10 protein-coding genes and 1 riboswitch are annotated in these 13152 nt (G+C 41.7%); of the genes, 9 read left to right on the plus strand and 1 reads right to left on the minus strand.

Annotated elements, in window-relative coordinates:
• Positions 1-346: 346 nt before the first annotated feature.
• The 8 genes from NQ560_RS03415 (at position 347) to NQ560_RS03450 (ending at position 10888) form a co-directional block, all read left to right on the plus strand.
• Positions 347-3784: a pyruvate carboxylase gene (locus NQ560_RS03415; protein ID WP_040015725.1), complete on the plus strand. Its 3438-nt coding sequence runs from the start codon at positions 347-349 to the stop codon at positions 3782-3784.
• A 64-nt stretch (positions 3785-3848) separates the two neighbouring features.
• Positions 3849-3978: riboswitch (FMN riboswitch) on the plus strand.
• A gap of 217 nt (positions 3979-4195) precedes the next feature.
• Positions 4196-4828 (plus strand): ECF transporter S component, encoded by a 633-nt coding sequence (locus NQ560_RS03420; RefSeq protein WP_005335727.1) that lies wholly within the window; start codon positions 4196-4198, stop codon positions 4826-4828.
• Positions 4829-5325: 497 nt separating this feature from the next.
• Positions 5326-6498 carry an ABC transporter substrate-binding protein gene (locus NQ560_RS03425; RefSeq protein WP_040015271.1) on the plus strand — a complete coding sequence of 391 codons (1173 nt, stop codon included), beginning with the start codon at positions 5326-5328 and terminating at the stop codon, positions 6496-6498.
• Between the two features lie 150 nt (positions 6499-6648).
• Complete coding sequence (locus NQ560_RS03430; protein ID WP_005330892.1) at positions 6649-7533, plus strand: branched-chain amino acid ABC transporter permease; 885 nt, start codon at positions 6649-6651, stop codon at positions 7531-7533.
• A gap of 9 nt (positions 7534-7542) precedes the next feature.
• Entirely contained in the window at positions 7543-8610 is a 1068-nt protein-coding gene (locus tag NQ560_RS03435) for a branched-chain amino acid ABC transporter permease (protein ID WP_040015285.1), read from the plus strand.
• Between the two features lies 1 nt (position 8611).
• Positions 8612-9373, plus strand: a complete 762-nt coding sequence (locus NQ560_RS03440) for an ABC transporter ATP-binding protein (RefSeq protein WP_005330896.1) — start codon at positions 8612-8614, stop codon at positions 9371-9373.
• 50 nt (positions 9374-9423) lie between these two features.
• Positions 9424-10134, plus strand: coding sequence for an ABC transporter ATP-binding protein (locus NQ560_RS03445; RefSeq protein ID WP_005330898.1), 711 nt, complete (start codon positions 9424-9426; stop codon positions 10132-10134).
• A gap of 139 nt (positions 10135-10273) precedes the next feature.
• Positions 10274-10888 carry a cytidylate kinase-like family protein gene (locus tag NQ560_RS03450; protein ID WP_005330900.1) on the plus strand — a complete coding sequence of 205 codons (615 nt, stop codon included), beginning with the start codon at positions 10274-10276 and terminating at the stop codon, positions 10886-10888.
• Between the two features lie 66 nt (positions 10889-10954).
• Here the strand turns inward: NQ560_RS03450 and NQ560_RS03455 are convergent, their stop codons facing one another.
• Complete coding sequence (locus NQ560_RS03455) at positions 10955-12283, minus strand: MATE family efflux transporter (RefSeq protein WP_005330902.1); 1329 nt, start codon at positions 12281-12283, stop codon at positions 10955-10957.
• 537 nt (positions 12284-12820) lie between these two features.
• On the opposite strand from NQ560_RS03455, the gene NQ560_RS03460 reads away from it, so the two are divergent.
• Complete coding sequence (locus tag NQ560_RS03460; RefSeq protein WP_040015272.1) at positions 12821-13150, plus strand: YqfO family protein; 330 nt, start codon at positions 12821-12823, stop codon at positions 13148-13150.
• Positions 13151-13152: the final 2 nt, after the last annotated feature.

Genomic DNA, 13152 nt, shown 5'->3' on the forward strand with positions numbered 1-13152 from the left:
TGTGTTTAGATTGTTAAAAAAGTGTGAATCATGGAAAAGAAAAGTTTTGATGCAATTTTTATCTGTTATAGACAAGAAAAAAGGGAAAAAAGAGGTTAAAATGAAATTTGCAATTTGAAATCTTGCAAATTTCATTGTTATTTTCTTAACTATTGTCGGAAAATGAAGTTGTCATATTTTTATCTTGCATTTCTCAGAAAAATCCTGTAAACTAAATCAAAAGTGCATGTAATCCGTGTGGGGCAGATGAACTATCATGCGACTTTTCGGTCAAGTTGTAATTGCCCGTGGGATTAGAGAGAAAAAGGCTAATTGCAAACCAATAAAAAAAGAGAGGAAGAAGACAATGAAACAGTTCAAGAAAGTTCTGGTGGCGAACCGTGGGGAAATCGCCATTCGAGTATTCCGCGCACTCAATGAGCTCGGAATTGTGACAGTCAGCATTTATTCTAAGGAAGACAGATACGCTCTTTTCCGTTCCAAAGCAGACGAATCCTATCCCCTGAATCCTGATAAAGGACCAATCGATGCATATCTTGATATTGATACAATTATTAAGATCGCACTGAATGCAGGCGTAGATGCAATCCATCCTGGATATGGGTTCCTGTCAGAGAATCCGGAGTTTGTAGATGCATGTGAACAGAATGGCATTACATTTATTGGACCTTCCAGTGATATTATGAGAGCAATGGGAGATAAGATTTCTTCCAAACAGATTGCCATTGCAGCAGATGTACCAATCATTCCTGGAGTAGATCACGCGATGAAGTCTTATGAAGAGGCAGCGAAGATCGCAGACATGGTCGGATATCCGATTATGCTGAAAGCTTCCAACGGTGGTGGCGGACGTGGTATGCGTATTGTCAATGATCCGGCTGATCTGGAAAAAGAATTCAACGAGGCGAGAAATGAATCTAAAAAAGCTTTCGGTGATGATATGATTTTCGTTGAGAAATATCTGAAAGGACCAAAGCATATTGAGGTTCAGGTGATCGGAGATAATTACGGCAATGTTGTGCATCTGTTCGACCGTGACTGCTCTGTGCAGAGACGTCACCAGAAGGTCGTAGAGTATGCGCCGGCATTTACCATTCCAGACGAGACAAGAGAGAAGATTTTTGATGCAGCAATCCGTCTTTGTAAAAATGTTGGATATGTTAATGCAGGAACACTGGAGTTTCTGGTAGACAGAGATAACAATCCATACTTTATTGAAATGAATCCTCGTATTCAGGTAGAGCATACAGTCAGTGAGATGGTGACAGGAATTGATATCGTGCAGGCTCAGATCCTGGTTGCAGAAGGATATGCTCTTGATTCAGAGGAGATACATATTAAATCGCAGGAAGATGTTACATGTAACGGATATTCTATTCAGACTCGTGTTACTTCTGAAGATCCGGCAAATAACTTCCTGCCGGATACAGGTGAGATGACAGTATATCGTTCCGGTTCCGGTAATGGTATCCGTCTGGACGGTGGCTGTGCATATGTCGGAGCCGTTGTATCACCACACTATGACAGTCTGCTTGTAAAGATTATTTCTCATGACCGTACCTTTGCAGGTGCAGTGAGAAAATCCGAGCGTGCCCTTCAGGAGATGCGTATCCGTGGAGTTAAGACAAATATTCCGTTCCTGATCAATGTGCTGAACCACCCGACATTCCAGTCCGGTCAGTGTTACACAACATTTATCGAGGAGACACCGGAGTTATTCCGCCTGACACACAGCCTGAACCGTGCGACTAAGATCATTGAGTTTATCGGTGATCGTATCATCAATTCTGACATGGGTAAGAAGAAACAGTTCGACAACCGTATTCTGCCGACATTTGACCATGATAAACCGGTCTATGGTGCAAGAGATGAATTTTTAAAACTTGGTGCAGAAGGCTACATGCAGAAGATTTTAAAAGAAGAAAAGCTTTATGTTACAGATACAAGTATGCGTGATGCGCAGCAGTCACTGGTGGCAACACGTATGCGTAGCAAAGATCTGTGCGGTGCCGCTTATGCGACAAATGCATTTATGCAGAACGCATTTTCAGTAGAGGCATGGGGAGGTGCTACGTTTGATACAGCGTACCGATTCCTGAAGGAGTCACCGTGGAAACGTCTGACAACTTTAAGAGAGCGTATGCCGAACACATTGATCCAGATGTTGCTTCGTGCGTCCAATGCCGTTGGATACAGCAACTATCCGGACAACCTTGTAAAAGAGTTCATTCAGATCTCAGCAGAGAATGGAATCGATGTATTCCGTATTTTTGACAGTCTGAACTGGATCGAGACTATGAAACTGCCAATCGAGGAGGCACTTAAGACTGGAAAGATCGTTGAAGGTGCAATCTGCTACACAGGAGATATTACAAGTCCGAACGAGACAAAGTATACATTAGATTATTATGTGAAGATGGCGAAAGAACTGGAGTCTTTAGGATGCCATTCTATTGCGATCAAGGATATGGCAGGACTTCTGAAGCCGCTGGCAGCAAAAGAACTGATCAGCACACTGAAGAGAGAACTTCATGTACCATTACATTTGCATACACACGATTCCACGGGAAATGGTGTAAGTACTGTTATGATGGCGGCAGAAGCCGGCGTAGATATTGTCGACCTGGCAATTGAGTCTATGTCATCACTGACCAGTCAGCCGTCTATGAACGCAGTAGCAGAGGCACTTCGTGGAACAAGACGTGACACAGGCCTGAAGCCGGAGGAACTGACAGAATTAAGTCACTACTACAGCCGTGTGCGTGAAGTATATGCACCATTTGAAAGTGATATGAAATCTCCAAACACAGAGATTTACAAATATGAGATTCCAGGAGGACAGTACTCCAACTTGCTTGCACAGGTAACAAGTATGGGATCACCAGATGATTTTGAAGCAATCAAGGGACTTTACAAAGACGCCAATGATCTGCTTGGAAACATCGTAAAAGTAACTCCAACTTCCAAGGCAGTCGGTGATCTGGCTATCTTTATGTACAAGAATGGCCTGACAAAAGATAATATTCTGACAGAAGGTGCCGGATTATCCTATCCGGATTCCGTCGTATCTTATTTCCAGGGTATGATGGGACAGCCGTATGGTGGATTCCCGAAGGAACTGCAGAAGATTGTCCTGAAAGATATTAAACCACTGACAGAACGTCCAGGTGCACTTCTCCCGGCAGTTGATCTGGATCAGATTAAGAAGGATCTGTGCGAGAAATATCATTATGAGGATCGCTCAGAAGCAGATATGTGCAAGAAAGCAGTCAGCTATGCGCTGTATCCGAAGGTATATGAGGACTATTGCGAACACTTTGAGATTTACAATGATGTTACAAGATTGGAAAGTCACGTATACTTCTATGGCCTTAGAAAGGGTGAGGAGACTTACTTGAAGATTGGCGAAGGAAAGGAACTTCTGATCAAATATCTGGAAGCAAGCGAGCCGGACGAGGACGGATACCGTACATTGATGTTCCAGGTAAATGGATCTATCCGTAACGTTAAGATTCTGGATAAGAAACTGGAGATCAAGACAGATCGTAAGCTTAAGGCAAGCAAGTCCAATCCGAAACAGCTTGGAGCAAATATCCCAGGTATCGTAGGAAATGTTCTTGTCAAAGAGGGAGATCCGGTCAAAGTCAATACACCGCTTCTTACTCTGGAAGCTATGAAGATGGAGACAATCGTTGTATCTACGATCGAAGGTGTTGTAGACAAGATTTATGTAAAACCAGGTGAGACAGTGCATCAGGACGATCTGATGATGTCCTTCCAGTAAAAAGATTTTTGAAAAAAGCCTTGAAAAGGACTAATCAGAGGATTATAATCAAATACAGATAAGAGAGATTCTTCGGGGCAGGGTGTAATTCCCAACCGGCGGTAAAGTCCGCGACCCGCTGTGTAAGTGTATGCAGTGGCTGATCTGGTGAGATTCCGGAACCGACAGTAAAGTCTGGATGAGAGAAGAATTATGGTGAATGTATGTCAGTCCCCCGAAGCGTAAGCGTCGGGGGATTTTGTGTTGTCAAGCATACGACAAAAAGGTTCGGTGGACCTTTTTTAGTGATACATTCTAAAGAAGCATAGTTCCAAAAGAAGTATTCTTTCTTACTTAAAATAAAAGAGGGCAGTGCCTGAGGTTTTCATTTGCACAGCTCAGACACACCGCAGATAAAAAGGAGAGAAAGAAATGAGTACAAATGTAGCAACACAGAACAAGTCAAACACAGCAGGTATGTCAAAAGTAAGATTCATTACCCAGGTGGGAATGCTGGGGGCAATTGCAGTTATTTTAATGGCATTTGAAATACCGCTTCCATTTGCACCGGCATTTTACAAGATTGATTTCAGCGAAGTTCCGGCACTGATCGGCTGCTTTGCAATGGGACCGGCAGCAGGAGCAATGATCGAACTTATTAAAATCGTATTACATCTTCTGATCAGTGGAACATCTACAGCAGGTGTCGGTGATATTGCCAACTTTGCAATTGGTTGTGCCTTTATCCTTCCGGCAGCATGGATCTATAAAGCAAAACACTCCAGAAAAAGTGCAATGATCGGAATGGCAGCAGGAACTGTATTTATGGCATTTATCGGTTGCTTTTTAAATGCATATGTATTACTTCCGGCTTATGCAAAAGCATTTAGCATGCCAATCGATGCGCTGGTAGGAATGGGAACAGCAGTAAATGGTCATATTACGAATTTACTTACATTTGTCGTATTTGCAGTAGCACCATTTAACCTTTTGAAAGGTGCAATGGTATCTGTTGTGGTACTTCTGATTTACAAGAAGATCAGTCCAATTCTGAAAATGAGATAATATTCCTGAAATCCAACATCATTATATAGAAGGAAAATATTAAAAAATAGCAGGTGGATATATGGCACTCAATGTCAGGGTTTAAATATGACATTGAAAGCGATATGTTTACCTGTTATTTTTTATATCAGTTGGGAGATGACTCCGCCTCTATAGGTGGTGAGAAACAAGCTGGTATCAGTGGTGGGAGTCAATCCCCCAGCTGATATAGCCTCCGGCAGGGCGCACATTGTCCGGTGGACAATGGTTTTGCGCCGACCGAAACGGAGTGTAGACTTGCAGAGGTGCGCAGTAGAAGTATGTCATGCAATTGCATGACGCGCACCTCGCAGCAAGAATGCCGGGGCATTCTTGAAATTAAGAAATTGTATTTTCTATTATGAAAAAAAGATTGTACTGATAAAAAAACAGAGTGAAATCTAAAATTTTCATTGACAGACGGAAAAGAAGGAGATATTATAAGGTCAATACAAAAACAGAGTTGGAGGCTAGGAATTATGAAATTTAAAAAAGTTGTAAGTGCTGTATTAGTATCAGCACTGGCAGTCAGCATGATGGCAGGCTGTGGTTCTAAGAGCGGAAGCTCAGATTCAAAATCAGATGTATTTAAAATTGGTGGAATCGGACCGATGACAGGAGATGCAGCAGCATATGGTGAAGCAGTAGACAACGGTGCAAAGCTTGCTGTAGAAGAGATTAATAAAAATGGTGGAATCAATGGTAAGCAGGTTGAGTTCAAGACAGAAGATGATCAGGCAGATGCAGAGAAAGCTGTGAATGCTTACAATACTCTGAAAGACTGGGGTATGCAGATTCTTATGGGAACTGTAACATCTGGTTCTTGTACAGCAGTAGCATCTGAGACAGACAGTGATCACATGTTCCAGATCACACCTTCCGGAACAGCAGTAGAGAGCGTTCAGGATCACGACAACGTATTCCGTCTTTGCTTCTCAGATCCTGAACAGGGAACAAAATCTGCAGAGTACATTGCAAAGAACAAACTTGCAACAAAGATAGCAGTTATTTATAACAGCTCCGATGTATATTCTAATGGAATTTACACAAACTTCGCAGCAGAGGCTAAGAAAGAAGGCCTTGATGTTGTAGCAGCAGAAGCATTTACAGCAGATAATAAGACAGACTTTTCTGTACAGTTAAAGAAGGCACAGTCATCAGGAGCTGATCTTGTATTCCTTCCAATCTACTATCAGGAAGCATCTGCTATCTTACAGCAGGCAGCTAAGTTAGATTATCATCCGACATTCTTTGGATGTGATGGACTTGACGGAATCCTTGGTGTAGAGGGATTTGATAAATCTCTTGCAGAGGGAACGATGCTTCTGACACCTTATGCATCTGATGCACAGGATGAGAAGACTCAGACATTCACAAAAGCATATGAAGATAAATACGGCAATACACCAATTCAGTTTGCAGCAGATGCATATGATGCAATTTACGCTATCAAAGCTGCAGCAGAGGAAGCTGATGTAACACCGGATATGGATTACTCAGAGATGTGCGACAAATTGATGGACGCTATGACAAAGATCAAGATTGACGGTCTGACAGGTGTAGACGGAATCACATGGGAGAAGAACGGTGAGCCGAACAAGGCACCTAAGGGTGTTAAGATTGAAAATGGTGCATATGTATCCATGGACTAATTCAGCCCGATAAGTTAAAATAGTGATAAGCGGCTGCTACAGAATTGCTGTGGCAGCCTTTCTCACATATTGCATCATAGTTGGGGCTTTTGCCCCCAACATCATTATAATTGAGAGGTAAAAATTTTAGTTAAAGGAAGGAGAAGAAAAATGAGTTTTATATCTTATCTCATTAATGGTATCAGCCTTGGAAGTGTATATGCGATCATCGCTCTTGGCTATACCATGGTATACGGTATTGCTAAGATGTTGAACTTCGCCCACGGTGACGTTATTATGGTCGGAGCATATATCGTATTGACTTGTGTGACAGGCGCAGGTCTGAATCCAATTGTTGCAATCATTATTGCGACGATCGCCTGCACAATTTTTGGAGTTGTAATTGAAGGAGTTGCTTATCGCCCGCTTCGTAATGCGGCATCTCCACTGGCAGTTCTGATTACAGCAATCGGTGTCAGCTACCTGCTTCAGAACCTGGCACTTCTGATTTTTGGTTCTAATACGAAATCATTTCCAGAAGTCATCAAATTGCCGAACTTGAAACTGGCAGGTGGAAAGCTTACAATTACAGGAACAACCATCCTGACAATTGTACTATGTATTGTTATTATGGCAGGTCTGATGCTGTTTATTAATAAGACAAAAGCAGGTCAGGCAATGTTAGCCGTATCCGAGGACAAAGGTGCAGCACAGCTTATGGGAATTAATGTAAATAAGACTATTTCCATGACATTTGCAATCGGATCCGCACTTGCTGCAATCGCTGGTGTACTGCTTTGCTCTGCATACCCAAGCCTGACACCTTACACAGGTTCCATGCCTGGTATCAAGGCGTTCGTAGCAGCCGTATTTGGTGGAATCGGTTCTGTACCGGGAGCGCTGATAGGAGGAATTATTCTTGGAATCATTGAGATTCTCGGAAAAGCATACATTTCTTCACAGCTTGCAGATGCAATCGTATTTGCAGTTCTGATCGTGGTACTTCTTGTAAAACCTACTGGAATTCTTGGTAAGAATATCCAGGAGAAAGTGTAGGTGGCAGGAATGTTAAAGAATATGAATAAAACAACAAAAAACAACATGATTACATATCTTATGGTAATCGTAGTTTACGCAGTAATCCAGGTACTTGTTACAAGTGGAAGCCTGTCTAGCTTATTTACAGGATTACTTGTACCAATCTGTACTTACATCATTTTGGCAATTTCTCTGAACCTGGTCGTAGGTTTTCTTGGAGAACTGAGCCTTGGACATGCCGGATTCATGTGTATCGGAGCATTTACAAGTGCATTTTTCTCTAAATGCATGAAAGGTGTCATTGAGCCGGATCTTTTAAGATTCATGATTGCTCTTCTGATCGGAGCAGTGTGCGCAGGAATTTTCGGAATCCTAATTGGAATTCCGGTACTTCGTCTGAATGGAGATTACCTGGCAATTGTAACACTGGCGTTTGGCGAGATTATTAAAAATGTAATTAATGTCTTTTATATTGGCAAAGATTCTAAAGGATTCCATTTTTCAATGAAGGATTCCGTGTCTTTGAACATGGAGCCGGATGGAAAGATTCTTCTGAACGGACCACAGGGAATCAGCGGAACACCGAAAGACAGTACATTTACTATCGGATTTATATTAATTCTGATCACACTTGTCATTGTTCTGAATCTGATCAGCTCCAGAACCGGACGCGCGATCATGGCGATTCGTGATGACCGTATTGCAGCAGAATCCATAGGGATCAATATAACAAAATATAAACTGATTGCATTTTCTCTGTCTGCAGCAATTGCAGGAATGGCTGGAGTCCTTTACTCACATAATCTGTCATCGCTGATGGCAACACCACAGAACTTTGGTTACAACATGTCTATCATGATTCTTGTATTTGTTGTTCTGGGAGGAATTGGAAGTGTGAGAGGTTCTATTATTGCAGCAGCAATCCTGACACTGCTTCCGGAACTTCTGCGTGGACTGTCCAATTACCGTATGTTGATCTACGCAATTGTACTGATTGTCATGATGCTCTTTAACTGGGCTCCGAAAGCAATTGAGTGGAGAGAAAAACATTTGGCAAAATTCAAACAGAAAAAAGCAGTAAAGGAGGAAGCATAAGATGGCATTATTAGATGTAAAAAATCTGTCCATTTCCTTCGGAGGACTGCGTGCAGTAGACGGGTTTGAAATGCAGATCGAAAAAGGGGAACTTTACGGACTGATCGGACCGAACGGAGCCGGTAAAACAACGGTATTCAACCTTCTGACAGGTGTGTATAAGCCAAATGAGGGAATTATCAAACTGGATGGCGAGGATATTACCGGTAAGAAGACGATTGACATCAACAAAGCAGGTATTGCAAGAACATTTCAGAATATCCGTCTGTTTAAGCAGTTATCAGTACTTGATAATGTAAAAGTCGGACTTCACAATCACTATAAATATTCTACATTGGAAGGAATCTTACGGCTTCCAAAATACAAAAAAGTAGAGAAAGCCATGGATGAGAAGGCTATGGAAATCTTGAAGGTTTTTGATCTTGACGGTGAAGCAGATGTGCTGGCAACGAACCTTCCATATGGTAAGCAGAGAAAGCTGGAGATTGCCCGTGCTATGGCAACAGAGCCGAAGCTTCTTCTTCTGGACGAGCCTGCCGCAGGTATGAACCCGAATGAGACGGGAGAACTGATGGAGACAATCCAGTTCGTGAGAGAACATTTTGGAATGACAATACTTCTGATCGAGCATGACATGAAACTGGTATCCGGAATTTGCGAAGAACTGACAGTTCTGAATTTCGGTCAGGTACTGGCACAGGGAAAAACAGCAGATGTGTTGAATAACCCTGAAGTTATTTCTGCATATCTTGGAGATGAATAAGAGAACCGGAAACAAACGTAAAGAAAAGCCAGACAGGAGGAAATAAGAATATGGCAATGCTTGAAGTAAAGGATTTGGAAGTATATTACGGAATGATCCAGGCAATCAAAGGCATTTCGTTTGAAGTAAACCAAGGAGAAGTTGTGGCTCTTATCGGAGCAAATGGAGCCGGAAAGACAACCACACTTCATACAATTACAGGTCTTCTTCCGTCAAAGAAAGGAACTGTAACATTTGAGGGACAGGATATTACAAAAGTACCTGCTCACAAAATTGTATACATGGGAGTCGCACACGTACCGGAAGGACGTCGTGTATTTGCAGATCTGAGCGTATACCAGAATCTGAAAATGGGTGCATACACAAGAAAAGACAAAGAGGAGATTGAACAGACGCTTGCTATGGTCTATGAGAGATTCCCTCGTTTGAAAGAAAGAAAAGACCAGAGAGCCGGAACACTCTCCGGTGGCGAGCAGCAGATGCTGGCAATGGGACGGGCGCTTATGTCAAAACCGAAACTGATTGTCATGGACGAGCCTTCTATGGGACTATCACCAATCTTTGTAAACGAGATCTTTGACATTATCAAAGAAGTAAGAAAAACGGGAACGACAGTACTTCTCGTAGAGCAGAATGCGAAGAAAGCTTTGGAAATCGCAGACCGCGCCTATGTACTGGAGACAGGCAAGATCCTGCTTAGCGGAGATGCAAAAGAGCTGATGAACGACGATGCAGTTAAGAAGGCATATCTTGGTGAGTAGATGGCAAATGTGTAGAAGTTCAGGGAAGAGTAATGTTTTCTTCTATGAGTTTCAGATTGAGGCTTGTTAGAGCAAGACTTGCATAAATGAGATGTTACATTTAAAATGTAAGTAACAGAAAAAGATTGGGGGAATTGCTATGAAAAGAGTAGTAATAACAATCAACAGACAGTATGGAAGCGGTGGAAAGACCATCGGGTACATGCTGGCAGAAAAACTCGGAATTCCATGCTACAGCAGAGAAATCCTGCAGCGTGCCTCCGAGGAAAGTGGTATTAATGAGAGTATGTTCAATGCACGAGATGAACGCCTGAAAAGGTTACCGAAATTCCTGCTATCCACCAACGTATATAGCGGAGAACTCCTTCCACCGGAAAGCAAAGAATTTACATCAGATCAGAATCTCTTTAACTACGAAGCTGAGATCATTAAAAAATACGCAGCAGAAGGTTCTTGCGTATTGATCGGACGATGCGCTGACTTTGTCTTAAAAGACGATCCGGATATGATCAGCGTATACGTTCATGCAGATCACGATTTCCAGATGAAATCCGCATTAGAGCGTGTCAGCATGAGCGAAAAAGAGATGGAGAAATACATCGAACGAACCAACAAATACCGTTCAGACTTCTATCATTATCACACAGGAAGAAGCTGGGATGATGCAGAAAATTATGACCTGTGCATCAACAGCGGAAAACTTGGATTCGAGAAGACAGTAGAGTTGATTGAATCTTATATCAATATAAAATAGTAAGATGGGGACGTAGCACTTTGCAAAAGTGTAACGTCCCCATCAACGATTAAGGGTGTCCCCAATTTAGTGTTTCAGACTTTTTCTATAGATCCACACAGAAGCTATTGCGCTGATAAGTTCTGTGATCCAGAATGCATTCCATACTCCGACAGCACCCCTGATACGGCTTAAAATAAATGCCGCCGGCATAATGATAACTACATAACGCATCAGAGAAATGAGCAGTGATTGTACCCCTTTTCCGAGGCCTTCCAGTGCGCCGGAAGCAGTAACGGAGATACTGGAAACAATAAATCCGGAGCTGATAATGCGAAGTGCAAGACCGCCCGCCTGAATTGTTTCAGGATTCGTAGTGAACATTCCGATAAGATCATTTGCAAAAAACAGACACAGAAGTGTTCCGCCTGCCATGATTCCACCACACATAAGCAGTGCCAGACGGAAAATTTTTCTTACTCGATCCATTTCTCCGGCACCATAGTTGTAACCAATGACTGGACGCATTCCCTGGACAATTCCACTTGCCGGAAGATAAAGGAACGTCTGCAATTTGTAGTAAATCCCAAGCACTACGACGTAAATGTCGGAGTAGGCGGAGAGAACACCATTAAGAAATGATACTAAAAATGAAGGCAGAGCCAGGTTTAAAATGGCTGGTATGCCAATTGTGTAGAGCCTAAAATCCAAGGATCGCTGAAGGGGCAGACAAGATTTTTTTAGCTTTACCGGAAGTGGCTTCTTCACATAATAGATTAGATAAACAATTACAGTAATAATCTGTCCGATGCCGGTTGCAAGCGCAGCACCTTTAATTCCGAGTTTTGGGAAGAATCCAATTCCGAAAATCAGTAGCGGATCCAGTATGATATTGGAAATACAGCCGCATAAAAGTGCAAACATCGTCTCATTCATTCGTCCTACAGCCTGAAATATTTTCTCAAAAGCCAAACTGATCATAATCACTGGCGCGAACAAAAATACAATTCTGGAATATTCTAATCCAAGTTTTATAACATTTTCATCTTTCGTAAATGCTCCTAAAAATGTTGGCATAATTGCAATGCTGATGATCAGAGCAAGAAATCCATGTATCACTGAAAGAATCATTCCGTGAGTTGCGGAAGCATTTGCATTTTCTTTATTGCCAGCTCCAAGATGGAATGCGATCATAGCGTTGATTCCAACGCCAAATCCAATGGCAGTTGCATTCACAAAGTTCTGTACCGGAAAAACCAGTGACAGGGCAGCCATTGCCTGCTCATTGATCTGAGCTACGAAAAAACTATCTACAATATTATAAAGCGAGTTCACCAACATTGAAATGACCATGGGAAGTGCCATAGAAGTCAAAAGTGGCAGAATCGGCTTTTCTTTCATAAATGTATCATTCATAAAGATTTCCTCCTTAAAAATGTGTTAAGCAAATTATTTCGGACATACAAAAAGCCGTACAATTATAAAAAGCCTATAATTGTGCGGCGAAAAAAAGTTGAACTGAAAAAGTCCACACTGTAGTTTTTAGAATATGTAATTTATAAATGTTATCACTAATCTGATAAATGGAATCAGATTAGCGAAATAAGAATATCATAAAGATTTTTATACGTCAACCTGTCATTTTTATAGGACACCTAAATCTGTAAACTATAACTATAAGAAAGCAAAGAAACAATGGAAACTATATAAATTACAGATTATGTTCAAGGAGGAAGCAGAAGATGAAAGGTTATGCAACATCAGAAGGTTACATGGGATTAGTGCAAGGAAGATATATGTTATTCGCAAGTGAAGTAGATTATAGAGAATATATGGAGGATTAGATAAAATCCTTTTGAAATTGGGCGGAAGATTACATGTGTAATATAGAAGACGAGGTACTACTATTGTGATACAATGGGAATAGATTATAATGTGAAAAGAGGTATTTCCATGGACTTTAAGTATTGTAAATTAGAAATCTTCCTTCCGCCATCTCACCTGGAAGTTTTACAGAAAGCTCTCCAGGAGGTTGATGCGGGACACATCGGCAATTATGATTCCTGTATGTCTGTGAGTCCGGTGACGGGCTACTGGCGTCCGCTTGACGGCTGTAATCCATATATAGGGACGAACGGAGAAATCAGTTGTGAGCCGGAGCTGAAAGTAGAGGTTACAGTATACACAGAAAATGTTGATAAGACAATCGAAGTGGTAAAAGCAGTTCACCCGTATGAAGAGCCTGTTATTAATGTGATACCACTTTGGAGGACAAGCTTTTAGTT

The organism is Dorea formicigenerans (assembly GCF_025150245.1).
Classification (GTDB): domain Bacteria; phylum Bacillota; class Clostridia; order Lachnospirales; family Lachnospiraceae; genus Dorea; species Dorea formicigenerans.